16 protein-coding genes are annotated in these 18,887 nt (G+C 46.7%); 10 read left to right on the forward strand and 6 right to left on the reverse strand.

Going from position 1 to position 18,887, the window contains the following annotated elements; translation table 11 throughout:
* The first annotated feature begins 15 nt into the window (after window positions 1-15).
* From atpF to atpG, 4 genes are all read left to right on the forward strand, one after another.
* Complete coding sequence (gene atpF / locus ABV001_RS01095) at window positions 16-516, forward strand: F0F1 ATP synthase subunit B (protein ID WP_323423341.1); 501 nt, start codon at window positions 16-18, stop codon at window positions 514-516.
* 7 nt (window positions 517-523) lie between these two features.
* A complete protein-coding gene (locus ABV001_RS01100) occupies window positions 524-1,069 on the forward strand; it encodes a F0F1 ATP synthase subunit delta (protein ID WP_352421095.1) in 546 nt (181 codons plus the stop codon).
* A 202-nt stretch (window positions 1,070-1,271) separates the two neighbouring features.
* The gene (atpA, locus tag ABV001_RS01105; protein ID WP_323423343.1) at window positions 1,272-2,861 is read left to right on the forward strand and encodes a F0F1 ATP synthase subunit alpha; all 1,590 of its coding nucleotides are present in this window, start codon (window positions 1,272-1,274) and stop codon (window positions 2,859-2,861) included.
* Between the two features lie 4 nt (window positions 2,862-2,865).
* A complete protein-coding gene (gene atpG, locus ABV001_RS01110) occupies window positions 2,866-3,786 on the forward strand; it encodes an ATP synthase F1 subunit gamma (protein ID WP_352421096.1) in 921 nt (306 codons plus the stop codon).
* 27 nt (window positions 3,787-3,813) lie between these two features.
* Here atpG and ABV001_RS01115 read toward each other — a convergent pair whose 3' ends face one another.
* Window positions 3,814-5,478 carry a hybrid sensor histidine kinase/response regulator transcription factor gene (locus ABV001_RS01115; protein WP_352421097.1) on the reverse strand — a complete coding sequence of 555 codons (1,665 nt, stop codon included), beginning with the start codon at window positions 5,476-5,478 and terminating at the stop codon, window positions 3,814-3,816.
* 344 nt (window positions 5,479-5,822) lie between these two features.
* Between ABV001_RS01115 and ABV001_RS01120 the strand changes: the two genes are divergently transcribed.
* The 5 genes from ABV001_RS01120 (at window position 5,823) to ABV001_RS01140 (ending at window position 10,169) form a co-directional block, all read left to right on the forward strand.
* The gene (locus ABV001_RS01120) at window positions 5,823-7,862 is read left to right on the forward strand and encodes a tetratricopeptide repeat-containing sensor histidine kinase (protein ID WP_352421098.1); all 2,040 of its coding nucleotides are present in this window, start codon (window positions 5,823-5,825) and stop codon (window positions 7,860-7,862) included.
* 14 nt (window positions 7,863-7,876) lie between these two features.
* On the forward strand, window positions 7,877-8,644 hold the full coding sequence (locus tag ABV001_RS01125; RefSeq protein ID WP_352421099.1) for a LytR/AlgR family response regulator transcription factor: 768 nt from the start codon (window positions 7,877-7,879) through the stop codon (window positions 8,642-8,644).
* Window positions 8,645-8,651: 7 nt separating this feature from the next.
* Window positions 8,652-9,311: a response regulator gene (locus ABV001_RS01130; protein WP_352421100.1), complete on the forward strand. Its 660-nt coding sequence runs from the start codon at window positions 8,652-8,654 to the stop codon at window positions 9,309-9,311.
* A 107-nt stretch (window positions 9,312-9,418) separates the two neighbouring features.
* On the forward strand, window positions 9,419-9,679 hold the full coding sequence (locus ABV001_RS01135; protein ID WP_352421101.1) for a hypothetical protein: 261 nt from the start codon (window positions 9,419-9,421) through the stop codon (window positions 9,677-9,679).
* Entirely contained in the window at window positions 9,657-10,169 is a 513-nt protein-coding gene (locus ABV001_RS01140) for a sensor histidine kinase (protein WP_352421102.1), read from the forward strand. The genes ABV001_RS01135 and ABV001_RS01140 overlap by 23 nt, the downstream gene beginning before the upstream one ends.
* Before the next feature lie 19 nt (window positions 10,170-10,188).
* On the opposite strand, the gene yihA is transcribed toward ABV001_RS01140, so the two are convergent.
* Both yihA and ABV001_RS01150 read right to left on the reverse strand, forming a co-directional pair.
* Window positions 10,189-10,785 carry a ribosome biogenesis GTP-binding protein YihA/YsxC gene (yihA, locus tag ABV001_RS01145; RefSeq protein ID WP_352421103.1) on the reverse strand — a complete coding sequence of 199 codons (597 nt, stop codon included), beginning with the start codon at window positions 10,783-10,785 and terminating at the stop codon, window positions 10,189-10,191.
* 245 nt (window positions 10,786-11,030) lie between these two features.
* Complete coding sequence (locus ABV001_RS01150) at window positions 11,031-12,488, reverse strand: sodium:solute symporter (RefSeq protein WP_352421104.1); 1,458 nt, start codon at window positions 12,486-12,488, stop codon at window positions 11,031-11,033.
* A gap of 261 nt (window positions 12,489-12,749) precedes the next feature.
* Here ABV001_RS01150 and ABV001_RS01155 point away from each other — a divergent pair, with 261 nt between their 5' ends.
* A complete protein-coding gene (locus ABV001_RS01155; protein ID WP_352421105.1) occupies window positions 12,750-13,700 on the forward strand; it encodes a diacylglycerol/lipid kinase family protein in 951 nt (316 codons plus the stop codon).
* A gap of 277 nt (window positions 13,701-13,977) precedes the next feature.
* Here the strand turns inward: ABV001_RS01155 and ovoA are convergent, their stop codons facing one another.
* The 3 genes from ovoA to ABV001_RS01170 form a co-directional block, all read right to left on the reverse strand.
* Window positions 13,978-16,083 (reverse strand): 5-histidylcysteine sulfoxide synthase, encoded by a 2,106-nt coding sequence (gene ovoA, locus ABV001_RS01160; RefSeq protein WP_352421106.1) that lies wholly within the window; start codon window positions 16,081-16,083, stop codon window positions 13,978-13,980.
* The gene (locus ABV001_RS01165; protein WP_352421107.1) at window positions 16,055-16,717 is read right to left on the reverse strand and encodes a GNAT family N-acetyltransferase; all 663 of its coding nucleotides are present in this window, start codon (window positions 16,715-16,717) and stop codon (window positions 16,055-16,057) included. The genes ovoA and ABV001_RS01165 overlap by 29 nt, the downstream gene beginning before the upstream one ends.
* Before the next feature lie 84 nt (window positions 16,718-16,801).
* Window positions 16,802-18,766 (reverse strand): biotin/lipoyl-containing protein, encoded by a 1,965-nt coding sequence (locus tag ABV001_RS01170; RefSeq protein ID WP_352421108.1) that lies wholly within the window; start codon window positions 18,764-18,766, stop codon window positions 16,802-16,804.
* Between the last annotated feature and the right edge of the window lie 121 nt (window positions 18,767-18,887).

Consider the following 18,887-nt stretch of genomic DNA (forward strand, 5'->3'; position numbering starts at 1 on the left):
TCAATGTAATAAGATATGTCATTACTTACGCCAGAACCCGGTCTTCTTTTCTGGATGCTGATTTCTTTCGGTATTACGGTGTTCTTGCTGGCAAAATTCGGATTTCCCGCCATCCTCAAGTCGGTTGAAAAGCGGAAAGATTATATCGAAGAATCGCTCCTCGCTGCCAAGAAAGCGCACGAGGAGCTGGCCGGCATAAAGGAGACCGGTGAAGCCATATTGGCACAAGCCCGCAAAGAACAGGCGGAGATCCTCAAGGAAGCTGCACAGAGACGGGAAGCGATGATAGAAAAGGCACGCGAAGATGCCCGCCTGGAATCGGAGAAGGTGATCGCTTCCGCCCGCCGGCAAATTGGTGCAGAAAAAGAAGAGGCTCTCCGTTCAATCCGGAATGAAGCTGCTTCACTATCGCTGACCCTTGCCGAAAGGATATTAAGGGAAAAGTTGGGAACTGAGCAGGAACAGAAGAAGATGATCGACCGCCTGTTGAATGAAATAGATATCTCAAAATCATAAACAGCCTATGGATATCGGACTCATTTCTTCACGTTATGCCGACTCCCTGCTGCAATATGCCGTCAGCCTGGATCAACAGGATGAGGTATATGACAGGATGAAACTGCTTTCGGAGATGTTCATGAAAATGCCCACATTACGTCGTGCAATGATGAACCCTTCGGTACCGGCGGGCGATAAGAAGAAAATTCTTGTGACGGCCTGCGGCGGTAGTATGCCATCATCGCTTTCCAGGATGACCGATCTTATCCTCCGGAATGAAAGGGAAGAGAACTTACAATACATCGTCCTTCGTTTTATCGATCTCTACAGAGAGAAATTCAATATCCAACGGGGGAAATTAGTTACCGCAGTAGCCATTGACGAAGAAACGGAGCAACAATTGATTAGCCGGATCCAAAAAATGGTAAAAGCGGATATCGAAATAGAATCGGTTGCCGATCCAGGAATCATTGGAGGTTTCATACTGACCCTGGATGACTTCAGATGGGACGCAAGCATATCGGGTGAATTGGCCCGTATAAGGAATAAATTCCAGAAAGAACAACTGTGAATTCCCAATCCTTAGTTGACTACGTCCATTTTCTGTCGTCACTCGGCATATTCGAGTAAACTCAGATGTTTTCTTTGCTCAACAGACAAAAACAAGTTTGTTTCTGCCCTCGTTTCTAAGAAAACTCTTCATTCTTCATTCTTCATTCTTAATTCTTAATTTTTAATTCTTAATTTTTCATTCTTAATTCTTAACTTAAAAAATGTCCAATCATAACATCAAGATAAGCGAAGTCTCCGAAGTACTGCGGATGCAACTCGAAGGTCTCGATACCGGCATTCAATATGATGAAACAGGTACGGTCATCACTGTGAGTGATGGTGTCGTACGTATTTTCGGTCTACGCAATGCCGAAGCGAACGAATTGTTGGAGTTCGATAACGGCATGCGGGCCATCGTAATGAACCTGGAAGAAGACAATGTGGGAGCCATACTGTTGGGTAGTTCCAGTGAGATCAAAGAGGGATTTACGGTAAAACGTACCGGGCGGGTAGCTTCGATCTTTGCAGGAGAGGGTATGCTCGGTCGTGTGGTCTCTCCTGGCGGCGACCCCCTCGATGGTAAAGGCCCGTTGAGTGGTGAGTTGCTGGAGATGCCTCTGGAGAGAAAAGCGCCCGGCGTAGTTTACCGTCAACCTGTCAATACCCCACTACAGACCGGGTTGAAGGCGGTAGATGCCATGATCCCCATCGGACGCGGCCAACGTGAGCTGATCATCGGTGACCGGCAGACCGGGAAGACCAGCATCGCCATCGACACTATTCTCAACCAACGGAAGAATTTTGAAAATGGCGACCCGGTCTACTGCATCTATGTGGCGGTAGGACAAAAAGGCTCTTCAGTAGCCTCTATCGTCAAAACGCTTACCGACGGGGGAGCCATGGATTATACCGTAGTGGTCTCTACCAGCGGATCAGACCCTGCCGCCATGCGGTATATTGCACCCTTTGCCGGTGCGGCTATCGGTGAGTATTTCCGCGACACAGGCAGACACGCCCTGGTCATTTATGACGACCTTTCCAAGCAGGCAGTGGCTTACCGTGAAGTGTCGCTGATCCTGCGTCGCCCGTCGGGACGGGAAGCCTATCCCGGTGATATTTTCTACCTCCACTCCCGGCTGTTGGAAAGAGCGGCAAACATCATTGTCCAACAAGACGTGGCAGAACGGATGAATGATCTTCCTCCCAGCCTCGAAGGAAAAATCAAAGGAGGTGGTTCCCTCACAGCCTTGCCCATTATCGAAACGCAGGCGGGCGACGTATCGGCTTATATCCCGACCAACGTCATCTCCATCACCGACGGGCAGATATTCCTGGAAGCCGACCTTTATAACAAAGGAATCCGTCCCGCTATCAACGTAGGTATCTCCGTCTCCCGCGTGGGAGGTAACGCACAGATCAAGTCGATGAAAAAAGTGGCCGGTACGCTGAAGATCGACCAGGCCCAATACCAGGAACTGGCAGCCTTCTCCAAATTCGGTGGTGATATGGATGCCGTGACGGCCATGACCATCGATAAGGGACAAAAGAACGAACAACTGCTTGTACAGCCTGTACACAGCCCCATGACCGTAGAGCAGCAGATAGCTATTCTCTACTGCGGTACCCACGGGCTTCTCAAAGGTATCGCTCTCGGGAAAGTGGCAAAATTCGAAAAAGAGTTTCTCGGGATGCTCGAGACAAGCCATCGACACGATGTGCTCGATCCACTGAAAGAGGGCCAGATAAATGACGGGATCGGTAAAATTATTGAAGAAGTAGCGGCTGATATAACAAAAATAATCAATTCCTGAGACGATGGCACAACTGAAAGAGATAAAAACCAGGATACAGTCGGTACGATCCACGCAAAAGATCACATCGGCCATGATGATGATCTCTTCTGCCCGTTTGATGAAAACGCAACGACTCATCCAGAACCTCTATCCTTATGAGCAGAATTTGTACCGGATACTACAGTTGCTTGCAGACCGGGAAGAGAGTATCGACTCCCCCTTCCTGCAAACGCGCACCGTGAAACGGGTCGCCATCGTGGCTTTTTCCTCCAATACCGGGTTGGCCGGCAGGTTCAACGATGATATTACTGAAAGGCTGAGAAAAGTAGTAGGAAACTATTTGCCGTTGGGAAAAGAAAATATCCTCCTTTACCCTATCGGGGAGAAAGTGGCAAAAGCAGTGCGTACCATGAGGTTTAAACCGCAAGGAGACTACAGTGAGATCAGTGGAAACCCATCCTATCAGAATGCGCAACAGATAGCTGAAGAGTTGATGGGGATGTACCTGAAAGGGGAAATCGACCGTGTGGAACTTATCTATCACCATTTCCGCAGCAAAGGGTCGCAGGTGGTGGTCAACGAACCGTTCCTTCCTATCGGGCCGGACACGACTCACGACGGGAAAACACCCTCCGGGGAACCGGGAGCAGGTAAAACGGCCGGCGGCAGCAATCCGGATACCCACTATATCGTAGAACCCGACAGGAAAACCATCCTCATACAACTCCTCCCCAAAATACTGAAAATAAAGCTCTTTACTGCCCACCTCGATTCGGTCACCTCGGAGCATGCCGCCCGCATGTCGGCCATGCGGATCGCGACCGACAATGCCGACGACCTCACCGAAGCCCTTACGCTGGAATATAATAAACTGCGCCAACAATCCATCACCAACGAACTCCTCGACCTGATCGGTGGATCATTTGACAGTGCAGGAGGATAATAAACCGGATAGAATTGGAATTGGAGGTCAGACTTGCGGCAGCCGTTTGAATTGGGTAGGGGTAATGCCGGTATACTTTTTAAATACCCGCGAGAAATAATTGACATCGTAAATACCACATTCGGAAGCTACCTCACCGATGGTCTTGTTTTGAGTATTAAAAATCTTCTTGGCATGGCTGAGTTTTACCTGTAAGATATAGGCAGAAGAAGGATGTCCGGCAATGGCATTCAGTTTCTTGTTCAGTTGCGATATGCTTACGGCCAGTTCCCGGGCCAATTGCCCTGGAGTGAAATCAGGATTTTTCATTTCACGGTGGATGATGTCGGTTACATGCTGCAGGAAATCAACATTCATATTGCCGTCTTCTCCCCGTTCCACCTTTTCTTCTTTCACCAGCGCCCTGCCATATTTCTTCTTCAGCAATCGTCTGTTTTCCAATAAATTTTCCACCCGCAATTGCAGTTCCTCCGGATAAAATGGTTTACGGATATAACTGTCGGCGCCGCTTTTTAACCCTTCAAGCAGATCGGAATCGCTGTTCTTCGCAGAAATAATGACCACTGGAATATGGTCAAGAAGCGGGGAGTTCTTTATCTCCCTGCATAGTTCAATCCCACTCTTTTTCGGCATAACCAGGTCGGTAATCACAAGGTCGGGCATTTGCTTACCGGCCATTTCCCACGCTTTCTCTCCGTTGCAGGCATGTATGATATTATATTGGTCAGGATGGAAAAGTGTGCGGATATATAAGGCGATATCCTTATTGTCTTCTGCCAGTAAAATAGTGGTGCGCGGATCGTACGAAAGACCTGTTACGGCCGGATGTGGCATTTGCTTTTCGGGCATCCAGTGGGCATGGAGCTGCTTTTCATTTCTCCTGACAGGCAGTTCAATGATGAAGGTAGATCCTTTCCCGGGCTCGCTTTCCACATGGACTGTCCCTCCCATGGCTTCCGTCAGCTGTTTGACAAGTGTCAGGCCTATCCCGCTTCCGGAAGGAATTTCCCCACTATCTTGTTTCCCCTTATAAAACAGGCCAAAAATATCGTTTAGCATTTCCCGGTCAATTCCTTTCCCCTGGTCAGCCACTTTGATGACCACCTTTTTGCCATCCCTCCTATCCCTTTCCATGATAAGGTTGATACGGGTACCCTCTTCACTGTATTGTATGGCATTGGTCAGGAGATTGTGGAGTATCTTGTTGAGCCAGCCGGGAACGAAGTCGGTCTGGATATCCGCTTCCCTGCTGAAAAAGAAAAGCTCTATCCCTCTTTGTCCCGCACGTATCCGGAATGTTTCGACCATCATCTCCACAAAAGGGACTACATTACCGGTTTTCCATTCCTCGGTTTTGTCCGATGCCTGCAGGCTGGCAATATCGAAGAGTTGGTTGACCAGTTCGGAGAGGCCTTTCCCTTGCCGTTCAATTACAGCAAGGTAAGTAGAGAGATTCCCGTTAGACAGGTGCTTCTGTTCACTGAGTTGTCTGCTCAGGCCAAGGATTACTGTGAGGGGTGTGCGTATCTCATGGGTGACTTTGGCAAAAATATCGCAACGGTATTGTTCTTCCTGTTGCAGCATACGGTTATTCTTTATCCGTTCATAGATGGAAAAAAACAATGTCAATAAAGCAAGCAAAAACAGAACTGCTCCGAGATAAGTGCCTGTATTTATTCCGGGATTTTCCATTTGTCCAATTAGTGAAATTATGTGTCTCTATATGTTCATTGCCAATAAATGGTCGTCTGTTACGCGGCAAAGGTCGGCGCTTGCTGGTTATTTTTTCTCACGGGTTCCCGTGATTTTTGATCTTCTTTATTCTTAACGCTACAAAAGTAGAGAGAATCAAACTACCAAGCAATAGAATAAAATACTGGAAATGACTATCTTGCAATTCAACAAGCCTATCCTGCAAAATAGATGATTAACCGGTATATTTTTTATCCCCCTGTGTTGTTTTTCAAATAAAATGACGTAAATTTGCAAATAGAAGATTTTCACACAACTTCATTAAAAAAAACAAATATTTCTCAATGGAACGAGCGCGTTGGAATAAAATGAATACCCCGTTTATGGAGAGAATTGTTTATATTTTTATCGTCTTTGCCGTTCTTTCGTGCAAGGAAAAAGTTGCGCCGGTTATAGGGAACGGGGATGAAAAGATGGGGGCGATCATATCAGAAGCTGTGGACTCACTTTACAGTAACCTACCCCATTCGCGCCGGTTGCTGCGAAAAGCCATGAAAGAAGCAACCGACAGCATGGATTATTATAAGGCGCTCAGTACTTATGGGTTGACCTACACCGTAGCGGATCAACCCGACTCGGCACAAATGACAGCGGAGCGGGTACTGGCTTATGCGGCACAACAAGAACCCTCGGAACAAACCCATCTCCTTATGGCACTATCCTATAACGCCATAGGCAACTGTTACGGCCTTGCCAGAAATCAAGATTCAGCGCTTTATTATTTCATGCAGGCCTTACAATGCTATGAATTGACGCACGAGCGGAAAAAAGCACCCGACGTTTGTATCAATATTGCCGATATGTACATGAGAAAAGGAGATTTCGCCAATAGTGCATTCTATTATCGAAAAGCACTATCCATCAGCGATTCTTTGGGAATGACGGATCAAACCGGGTTCCCTATCTACACGGGGTTGGGACAACTCTATATGGAATTACGGGACTTTGACCTCTCCGACCATTATTTCCGGCTGGCGGAAAATCAATACGAAAGGCGAACGCTGAACGAGCAGTTTTTTTACTGCAATACCCGTGGAAACTATTACTTTTTTAAGGAAGAATACGGGCATGCCCTGCCCTGGTTCAAAAAGGGGAAAGCATTGGTCACCCCCGGCGGATACCGGTTTTCCGAAAATCTGATCAATGTGAACCTGGGTGAAATTTATTTTCATCTGGATAAGCCCGATTCGGCACGCTATTATCTGGATAAGGCGTACGCCTATTTCTGCGACATCAACGAACAAACCTTCCTTTACCATATCGGGACGATCAGGGCCGGTATGGCTTTGAAAGACAATGATCCGCAACTGGCGGGGCATTACCTGCAAAACAGCGGCGACGCCACAGGGATAGAGCCAAACCTTACGGGTATCCGCAACAAGTACATCCAGGATTATTTTGCCCGCACGGGCGACTTCAAACAAGCCTATTCCTATCTGCTGAAAAACAGGGATATGGATGATTCGATCCGTTCGGAACGAACCATGATGCGCATCGCCGAGATAGACATGCGCTATGACCAGGATACCACCCTTATGAAAAAAGAAATACTTATCCAGACCCAGGCATCCAATATCAGGTCGCTCCGGATGAGGAGTTTTGTATGGGTATCGGTCAGCCTGCTGGTCGTGGCTATGGCGGTAATTGTGTCTCTGGTGATGAAAAAGCAGAAAGACCTGCAATCGATGATCTTTCACGACCAGATGACCAAACTCAAATTATCCAATATCCGCAACCGTATCTCTCCCCATTTCGTTTTCAATGTGCTCAACAGGGAAATAAGTTCCTCGGGCGACACCGTCCACTCCAACCTGAAGGGTCTGGTGATGTTGTTGCGAAGGAGCCTTGAACTGACTGCGCAAACTTATGTGACGCTTGTACAGGAACTGGAATTCGCCCGGGCATATATCGGGCTGGAACAGGAAAGTCTTGGCGATGACTTCCGGCTTGAATGGGACATCGATCCACGTATCGACACCACAGCCGTTTTCATACCTCCGATGATTATCCAGATACCGGTGGAAAACGCCATAAAACATGCTTTACGTCAAAAAGAGGGAGAAAAAAGACTATCCGTCCGGGTGAAGAACGAAGAGAATGGCACCCTCATCCTCATCCAGGATAACGGTCCCGGTTATGTGCCGGGAAAAGAGGCCCCATCGGCGGGTACCGGTACCGGATTAAAAGTATTATACCAGAGTATCGACCTGTTCAATCACAAAAACAAGGAAAAGATCCTCTTCCATATCCTTCGTTCTGACGAAGAGGGATTAGGTGGAACAAAGGTCTCGGTTTACATACCGGATAATTATACGTTTGAATAAAACAGTCAGATGAGATGATACACAAAAGGTATACCGTAGCGGTAGTCGATGATGAACCGGTCTGTATCGGGAACCTGCGCCAATCGGTGGCAGCCTTTCCCGAATTAACGCTCGTGGGAGAGGCCCAAAAGGCTGAAGAAGGGATCAGACTGATACTGGAAAAGACCCCCGACCTGCTTTTCCTCGACGTGGAACTGCCCGAAATGAGCGGAGTGGAACTGCTGCACAGTTTACAATACCGCGTCACATGGCCCATGCAGGTGGTATTCTATACGTCCTATCAGAAATATTGGCTCGACGCTTTACGGGAATCTGCTTTCGACTATCTGCTTAAGCCCTATGGACATGAAGAATTCTCATTGATCATCCATCGTTTTTTTGAACATGCAGCCCGGGAAAAGGATATGAAGTTTCTCGACCGGAAATTCTCCGAATTACTACCGGCAAACCAGATCTTTATGGTGCCTGATGTGACGGGATACCGGTTACTCCACATCAACCAGATCGGCTATTTTACCTATATCAATGCGCGACGGCAATGGAATGCCGCCTTGAGCGATGGGAAGCAGGTATCGTTAAAAAGAAACACAAAGGCGGACGATATACTGGAGGCTTCTTCTTCGTTCGTTCAGATCAGCCAGCGCCAAATCATCAACCTGAATTATCTTTGCACGATCAGGGGGATGACTTGCCATCTGATCCCTCCGTTCGACGGGGAAGAAAACCTCTGCGTATCGCGAAACTATATGAAGACTTTACAGGAAAAATTCTATCAGATATGAAACGAGCATGAATAAAGAATGCAGTATCTTATTGGTCGATGACCATGAGTTGGTCCTTGATGGCCTTACCCGGGTATTGGAAACGGCGTTTGCCTACGGAGAAATTGTTGGATTTTCGGATGCTCAACAGGTGTGTGATGAGATAAAAAGGAAGAATTACGACCTGTACATTATCGATTTACAATTAAAGGGAATGTCGGGCTTCGAACTGATCACTTCCATCCGTGCGGTTGAACCTAATGCACGCATTATCGTGGCCACCATGCATGAAGAGGTGTGGACTGTCAACCGGCTGGTGGAGATGGAGGTGGACGGCATCGTCCTGAAAAGTTCGGCATCCGAACATATCGTACAAGCCGTAAACACAGTCTTGTCGGGCGACCGCTATCTTTGTCCCCGTTTTTGCCATTTAAAAAATCAATATGTCTCGAAATATTTGTGCCGGGCAAAGAAAATGACACCGCTTACCGTACAGGAGAAACTTATCCTCAAATATATCGTGGACGGATACTCTTCACGAGAGATGGCCGAAACACTTTCGTTGAGCGAGAACACAATAGAAACACATCGAAAAAACCTGTTCGTGAAACTCGATGTCCGCAACGTGGCGCAACTGGTATCGGTGGCTTTACAAACCGGAAGTGTGAATGATAAATTTTCAATTTGAAACAAATAAAATCATCATATGAAACGAGCATGAACATCATTACACCCAAGTTCATGACTAAATGCGAGTTCCATATGACACCATTGAAAATAAATAATTTTAGTCATATGAAAATCTTGTCAGCTTTGCTGTTTCTATTCCTTACCATGTCCGTATTTCCGCAGGAGAAGCCTTCTTTAGATAGTTTCCTGGAGCAAATTGCGGACAACAAATTGACAATGGAGGAAAAATACGAATTAATCCAGGTCACTTATCATCTGTCTACAACAGAGCAAATAACCATGAAAAAAGCCCTGTTGGAATGGGCGAAAAAAGAAGATGACAAAGCAAAATTGATTACGATATATGGAAAAGGATGGTTTCGATAAAGACTCTTTCAGGGAAACATTGCACTCGCTTCACAACAAAGTAAGAAATATTTCCCATGCGTTGATGCCGCCCGTATTCAAATACGCCGCCTTTTGCGATATCCTGGAAGATTATGTCTCACGGCAAAAGGAATATTTTACGGGAAATATAGCACTCAACATCCGGCACCAGGAGATATGGGATAGTTTGCCCGCCGCCCTGACGCTGGATATATACCGTATCGTACAGGAGGGGCTCTCGAATGCCGTAAAACATGCTTGTGCCGGTGATATCTCTCTTCAATTTGACAGTAACGGTGATACATTCCGTTTTTCTATCGAAGATGACGGGAAAGGATTCGACACAACCGCTACCACAAGAGGTATAGGACTAAGGACCATGCGTGAACGTGTTGAAAACCTGCCCGGAGAAATGACCCTTACGTCCGAAACAGGAAAAGGGACAAAGATATCTGTCATTTTTCATCTTGCAGACCTTCCTCATCCTTAGCATTCGGCAGAGCGAAGTTTTATAACATTGTATTGATGTTGTCAATATAATTGAGTAACTCCTCCCTACCCTGTCTTTTCTCGGATGAAGTGACAAAGACGGGCGGCAGTTCCTCCCAGGTTTCCAATAGCTTTTCTTTATAGGCGTCGATATTCAACTGCAGTCGCCCGGAACCCAGTTTATCAGCTTTGGTAAAGACGATGGCGAATGGCACGCCATTCTCACCCAGCCACTCCATAAACTCCAGATCGATCTTCTGCGGCTCATGGCGTGAATCCACCAATACAAACAAGTTCGTCATCGAGTCCCGTTCCAGCACATAATCCTCGATGATCTTGCGGAGTTTCTCGCGCCCCTCCTTACCCCGGCGCGCATAACCGTAGCCCGGCAAATCCACCAGGTACCATTCGTCATTAATCAGGAAATGGTTGATAAGCATCGTCTTCCCCGGAGTGGAGGATGTCATGGCCAACCCCTTCCGGTTGGTCAGCATATTGATCAGCGACGACTTGCCTACATTCGACCGGCCGATGAACGCATACTCCGGCCTTCCGTCCTGCGGACATTTCCGGTAGTCGCTGTTGCTTATCACAAATTCTGCTTTTTTTATATTCATTGTTATTCGGTTGTTATTCGGTTGTTATTCAGTTGTTATTCGATTGTTATTCGGTTGTTATTCGGTTGTTATTCAGTTGTTATTCGGTTGTTATTCAGTTGTTATTCAGTTGTTATTCAGTTGTTATTCAGTTGTTATTCGGTTGTATTACGTGCGAAGCACAAATAACGGCGAAGCCGAATAACAGCGAAGCGAATAACGGCGAAGCGAATAACAGCGAAGCGAATAACGGCGAAGCCGAATAACTATCGAATAACGCGAACGATCCAAAGCCCTATTCCGGTAAACAGTCCATTCATCAGCAGCAATTCATATCCTACCTGGTAACCGAATAGCTGTTGCATCGCTATCTCTATGATAAAACAAAGTACAGGTGAGGCGATGGCCACATAGGGAACCCATTTATCCATAGGCTTCACTTTACTGTATAACCCAAAGACATACAGCCCCAATAACGGTCCGTATGTATAAGAGGCCAATTTATAGATCGCGGTGATGATACTGTCCGACCCGATTGCTTCAATCAGCAGGATAATCAGCACAAATACCGCGCTAACCCCCAGATGTACCATTCTTCTGGTACGGATATCTCTCTGCTCCTGTGCTTTTGTCTGAGAGACAGGTTCCATATTCAGTATATCCACACAGAAGGAAGTGGTAAGTGCTGTCAATGCGGAGTCTGCGCTCGAAAAGGCTGCCGCAACGATTCCCATAATAAAAATAGCCAGTACCGTCTGTCCCAGATATTCACAGGCAATTACGGGCAGGATATTGTCGGATACGTCCGGTAACATAATACCATTCTGTTCCGCAAATACAATGAGCAATACCCCCAGGCAGAGGAAAAGAAAATTGATGGGAGCAAACGCCAGGCCATAGGATACCACATTCTTTTGCGCGTCCCTGAGTGTGCGGATCGTCAGGTTCTTCTGCATCTGATCCTGGTCCAGTCCCGTCATTACGATCGTAATAAACATCCCGCTAAAGAATTGTTTGAAGAAATTCTGGGTACTCCCCCAATCGTCAAATACAAAAATGCGGGAGTGGGAACTATTGGCGATGGTCGTCACAACTCCTCCAAAATTCAGATTCAGGCGCATGGCTACCTGCCACACAATCAGTATAAGCGCAGTGATAAACAGGATAGTCTGCAGCCAATCCGTCCAGATGATCGTTTTAATGCCGCTCTTATGACTATAGAGCCAGATCACCAGGATAATCCCTATCACCGTCACTACAAAAGGTACCCCCCAGGCGTCGAATACCAATGTCTGCAGGATAAAAGCCACCAGATAAAGACGTGCTGCCGCACCCACAATTTTAGAGATCAGGAAAAACCAGGCACCGGTCTTATAGGATTTCGGTCCATATCGTTGCTCCAGGTAACCATAAATGGTAGTCAGGTTCAGCCGATAATAAAGAGGCAAGAGTACATAGGCAATCACCAGATAACCAAAGAAAAAACCGAATACCATCTGCATATAGGTCATATCGAGGTTTCGCACCATTCCCGGTACGGAGACGAAAGTCACTCCCGAGATGGATGTACCGACCATCGCTACAGCTACGACATACCATTTGGAGGATTTATTGGCACGGAAGAAAGTATCATTACCCGAACTTTTCCGGCTGGTAAGATAAGAAATCAGCATCAACACGCCGAAATAGACAACAATTACAATCAGGATAAAAGTGGATTGCATAAATGTGTTTATGAAATTTGGACAAAAGTAAAAAACTAAGCGGTAAGGGGCAAATAAAAAGGGTTAAAACAAAATGAAGTATTAATTGTTAATCATAGAAGTGAAGAATTAAGAATTAAGAATGAAGAATTAAGAATGAAGAGTGAAGAATTAAGAGTGAAGAATTAAGAGTGAAGAATGAAGAATGAAGAATGAAGAGTGAAGAGTGAAGAGTGAAGAATTAAGAATGAAGAGTTCAAACATCTAATTCCAAGCAACAAAATGCCAAAAGAGAAAATATGTCTTATTATCAACCCTATTTCGGGTACGGAATCCAAGAAAAACATTCCTGAAGAAGTAGCCGCTGCATTCGATCAGCGGAAATATGATATTTTTATCCGCATCACCGGTTACCCCGATCATGCTACGGAGATAGCACGGGAAGCAGCGGAAAAGAAGTATAAAAATGTGCTTGTGGCCGGTGGTGACGGTACGGTGAATGAAGTGGCCAAAGCGCTGATCCACTCCGATACCGCACTGGGAATTATTCCTTTCGGATCGGGTAACGGACTGGCCAGGGAACTGGGCATACCAATGGATCCGGAGAAAGCTATCGATATCATCCTTCGGGCACATACACGCACCATCGACTATGGCATAGCCAATGGGCATATCTTTTTCTGCACCTGTGGTTTCGGGTTCGACGCTTTTATCAGCGACCGGTTCGCCGAAGGCAAGAAACGAGGGCCACTGGGTTATGTACGTAATATCCTTGAGAGTGTGGTGGATTTCCGTTCAGAAGAGTATGAGATTACTTCCGACAACGAAACTATTACCGAACGGGCTTTCATCCTCACATGTGCCAACGCTTCGCAGTACGGCAACGACGCGCATATAGCTCCCGGCGCCTGCATGGACGACGGCATGATAAATGTCTCCATCCTGAAACCGCTGAATGCTATCGAGATACCACAGACGACCCTTCAACTCTTTACCAATAACATCGATAAAAACAGTAAGATGACTTCGCTGGTTACCCGTAACCTGCTGATCAAACGATCCCGCGCCGGTGTGATGCATGTGGACGGCGAACCGGTGAATACCGGCAATGAGATCAAGGTGGAGACCATTCACAAAGGGTTAAAAGTCCTTGTGCCGGACAATGACCTCCGTGAAAAAAGACGGAAAGAGAGCGAAAATATCTTCAACTCTCTCACCCGCTGGTTCAATTAAATCCTTGTTTTTGCTAAGTCTCTCTTTTAGAAAACACACTTTCGGGGGGGGGGTATAAGCAACGAAAGATCCGAAAGGGAACCGATAAATACACTTTCAGAAAACACACTTTCCGGGGGGTATAAGCAACGAAATCTTTCGACTGGCGATATTTTGTGCCCCATGGTAGCTCTTATGAACTAAAACGTTCATTACGAGCTATGGGTCCCCACTAAATATCTAAAGGTCTCAGCTTTAGTGGCACATACGACAGTGGCACATACGACCTCACGAAAGCCTATTTCTTTTTCCAGATGGAAACCTGCAAGCAATGGTTTTCGGTCACGCGGGACGATTTTTTGATTATCCTATGGATTTCCTGTGGATCGGATAAAAGCTCGAAGTGTGGCGCCAACACTACTTGTATGCCATCGAGCGATGTCACCGGTTCGCCATCCCTTTTAAAACCACCCGGCCATTTATCTCTCGGGGTCTTTGCCATATTCCACTGGTAATCCGATGCAATGATCAGCCAACCACCATCGTTCAGGCGTTCATGAATATGTGACAGAAACAACAGCGGATCGCTTAATTCTTCCAATAGTGCAGGTATAATGATCAGGTCGTATCCCGAATAATTGGGCTTGAGATTCATTGCATCTGCCTGCATAAACAAAATATTGTCTTTCGCTTCCGTCAATCCGAAATCAGCCAGTACAATATCACGGTAAAACACCAGTTCACCCTCGTCTTTCGCCGTATAGCGCACATACCCCTGCTCCTGCAACTGAATGGGAATCCTTATCATACGCGCAGTAAAATCGAGTGCCGTCACATCATTATATTTCCGGGCCAGTTCAAAGGCAAGTCGTCCAGTGTCGGCATTCAGATCCAGGATACGTGCATCAGTATTGTCTTTCAACAAGTCATCCACCAGTTCTGCCAGCCGGATAGTAAAAACAGGCTTATTGTCCCAGGGGTCACCCCAGCTATTCTCGCAGGAGAGCGTCACCTCCTCATCCGTTTCATAATCCGCTTGCCGGATCACCAGCGGATTATCCGACTCCACATACCTGAAACCGGCATGTTGATAGAAATGGCGCCGGAAAGCATATCGCGAGTGGATAGTCGCCTCGTTGCCGGTCGAGATCCATGAACCACCCTTTATCAAATTATGTTTCCCGTCGAAGGTCGGCGTGGAGAAATCGTCATACATCGGATGTACTTTAAAGCCGGGAAAACCCGTGATAGGGGTCTCCGTCCATTGCCACACATTCCCGATGATATCAAAGAAATCACCTTGCCTGAACATATCCACAGGAGATGGCGATGTAAAATATTCCAGGTTGATATTGCCCGGCGCTTGCTCCCACTCCGTCACCTCCTTCAATCCGGCTACCTCGTGCAGCCGGTACCATTCCGCTTCGGTGGGCAGCCTGAAGTTACGGCCCGTCTTCGCGCTCTTCCAATTACAAAAAGCTTTTGCTTCCAGATAGTTCACCTCCACCGGCCAGTTCCAGGGCATAGGTATCTCTTCGGCCACCAGTCTCAGGCGGTAGCCATCCTTATCTTTCCTCCAGAATAGCGGCATCTGTGCCTGCTTGAAATTACGCCAGTTCCATCCCTCCTCTGTCCAGTAACTTTCCGTTTCATATCCTTTTTCTTCTATAAACTCCAGAAATTCCTTGTTGGAAACCAGATATTTCGAAGCAGAGAAATCGGCTACGTCCTCTTCATAGGAGCCATATTCATTATCCCAGCCGTAAAGAGGATAATCTGCGGGCTTTCCTAATTTCACCGCAGCACCGGTCACCGGCAGCAATTCATTTACCGGCGCCTCCCCCACTACACTGCACCTTTCACCGAACAGGCCTTCCACTACCTGGTCCAATGGCAACTGGCGAATCAATACCGAAGAAGTCTCCAGATGGATCCGTTCATGTTCAATGCCCATCATCACAATCCAGAAAGGGCTGTCCCAACCGATCGGCATTTCAACCGGCGTATTGTCAATCACTTTCAGGATCAATTCTTTCGCTTTGTCACGATAAGAACGCACCTCCGATACCGGTGGCCAGTCGTAATGATTGTTATCCAGATCGTCCCAACTCATTTCATCCACCCCAATGGCAAAGGTCGATTCAAACCGGGGATTGATACGGCGGTCGATGATTTTTGCCAGATAAAGCTTGTTGATGAAAAAGACAGCTGTATGCCCCAGATAAAAGAGGATGATATGCCGCAACGGGTCGCCCCGCATATACAATACATCCTCCGACTTCAACTGTGAATATAGTAGCTCATCGATTGCCCAGGTCTTCAGGAAATAATCGCGGATCTCCTGTCGTTTCTCCTCCGGTGAGCCGGATCGGAGATCAATTGTTTTGGTAATTAATGCTTTCATTGCTGTTTTTTTCAAAATTCTCTCCCTTTCTCCCTTTCTCCCAGTCTCCCTTTCTCCCTTTCTCCCTTTCTCCCAGTCCCACACCTTTCCACTCTTTCGCCAGATACAACTTTTTCATTTCAAATTCTTCGCCATCCATACCGAGTTTTTTCTGTACGATGCCGGCAATAGGGAGAAACCCCAACTTTCTGTAAAGTTCCAATGCAGGTTTATTTTTTTCCCATACGCGGATCACGGCATATAAGTGATTCTTTGCTTCGTTGCGCAAGCAGCTTTCCAGCATTTCTGAAGCGATTCCCCTACCCCGATAATCGGCGTGCACCATCACCTCGGCAATATAAACCGATTGTTCTACCGGGATCGTGGGGCACATACCGGCAGGGAAGCCGGGATCTTTCTCCAAAGGAAGGGTGACGACCAATCCCATCAGACAATCAGCAGCAAAAGCCATCCAACCGTATCCGTCACGCAACAGCTCATCGAGGGTAGCCTCCACCTTTCCACGGGTAATACACTGACCGTAATCACCCGTGGTAAAAGCATGCAGATAAAGCTCTATCAGCTTGTCTCTGAACTGGGGATAATTGTATTTATCCAGTTCATATATTCTCACTGATTCTCCGGTAGGCTCCATACCCAATAATTAATAATCCTCCGGCACGAAACCTACCGGATTTTCTTTCCGTCCTATTATTCAACAATTTTGAATGAAGGATGTTCAGATAATCTCAGCCAAAGGCATCCCTTCCTTTACTATATCCCCCCGGTTCACAAAGATACGGCGTACCGTTCCTGAAACTTCAGATTGAATATCGTTTTCCATTTTCATCGCCTCCAGCACAAGGATGATATCACCTCTTTTCACCTTGTCTCCTTCTTTTACAGAAATATTCAGAATACTACCGGGCATCGGGCAGATTATACTATATCCTTCAGGAGACTCCGAAGGCACAGCTTCCGACTGAGGATCAACTACTTCCACCTCCTTCACCATCCCTGATCCGGTCGTTTTCGGGATCGACTCTCCAACTAATTCGTCACCCTCATCTCCCAATAGGATATTTTCAGCCTGTGCCTTCTTCCATTCTTCCTGCCGTTGACCTTTCAAATAATTTGCAGCGACCGTAGGAAACAATTCCAACAAAAGGTCTTCTTTCTCATCTTTCGCAAGAAGCACCCCTCCATACTCTTCCAATACCGGATTTTCCTGGCGTTTGTAGACAGAGGTATCATAAGGCGTTTCTTCCCGGGTACCGGCAATCTGCAAGCGGAACTCCGGATCTACCGGAACGGGTGTCTTCCCGTATTCTCCTTTTACAAGTGACACAAACTGATTGGAAGGATTGGCATACTTGGGACGGCCGTTCTTCAGGTTCAATGCGGAACTCACAGCCTGCACTCCCACGATCTGGCTGGTAGGCGTAACCAGGGGCGGCAAACCCGCATCAAGGCGTACACTGGGGATCAACTTCATTGCTTCGGGAAGGATATCGAGCGAGTTGACCTGCTTCAACTGGGCCACCATATTGGTATACATCCCTCCGGGAATCTCCGCTTCTTTGATTCGTTCATCGGGTTTAGGAAAATTAAAATAGTCATGAATGGCGTGGCAGGCATCCAGCAGTGCAGCTTCATTATTCCGGTTGACCGCTTCAATGGCCAGATCGAATTCCCGCTCGATCTCAGAGGGAAGAGTGTCAGTCAACGGGTTGAATGGTTTGGGGAACTGCTTCACGGCATCATAAGCCTCCAATTCCTTGCGGATGTCGAACAATTTTTCGTTGATCTTGGCCACGGCCTCCATGTTCACATCCAACTCAACACCCAGCCTCTTACAGAAAATATAGATCAATTCAATGGCCGGTGCCGCCGGACCGCCGGCGAAATTCCAGATGACGGTATCCACGATATCCGCTCCGTGGATAATAGAAGCGAGTACGGCTCCCAACCCAAATCCCGGTGTACAATGGGTATGGAAATCCACCGGCACGTTCAACTCCTGCTTAAACAAGGGAATCAATCTGGCAACCCGGGAAGGCGGTATCAGCCCGCTCATATCCTTTATTGTGATCATATCGGCTCCCAAGGCAAGCATCTCTTTTGCTTTATTCAAAAAGTACTCATCCGTAAAAATGGGCTTGTGGGAGGAATGTGCCATTTCACGCTTGCCGGAGAGGAAACTGAATAATCCTCTTTTCTTATTCCCGGGTGAAGGTGTTTCATCATATTTAGGATCTATGGTGTAGCAAACAGCACAATCGGCCATTCCCCCATATTTCTTAATAGATGCGACGCTCGACTTGATGTTGTCCACATCATTCAAAGCATCAAAGATACGCATGATATCCAATCCCGAATCGACGGCATTCTTAAAGAAACCATCTATGATTTCGTCGGGATAAGGGGCATAGCCATACAAGTTCCGTCCACGTGAAAGGGCGGTCAATTTGGAAACCCCTCCAACGGCACGATGGATTTTCTCCAACCTGTCCCATGGATTTTCATTCAGAAAACGCATCACAGAATCGGGGACGGCACCTCCCCATACTTCCATAGCATAAAAATTGGCATCCTTGTAATAAGGCAATACTCTGTCGACCTGTGATTGGTTCATACGGGTGGCAAAAGCAGATTGTTGACCGTCACGCAACGTGAGATCCCGGATTAAAATTTTACGTGTCATAATAGTAGTTTTTTCAATAATAGGTTATAGACCACAAATGTAAAGAAATAATAATTCAGTTCCAATTTTAATTATGGAAAAATTTCCATAATTTGACCGAATAACTGAAAATAAGGGATTT

This window comes from Proteiniphilum sp. (assembly GCF_040307845.1).
GTDB lineage: Bacteria > Bacteroidota > Bacteroidia > Bacteroidales > Dysgonomonadaceae > Proteiniphilum.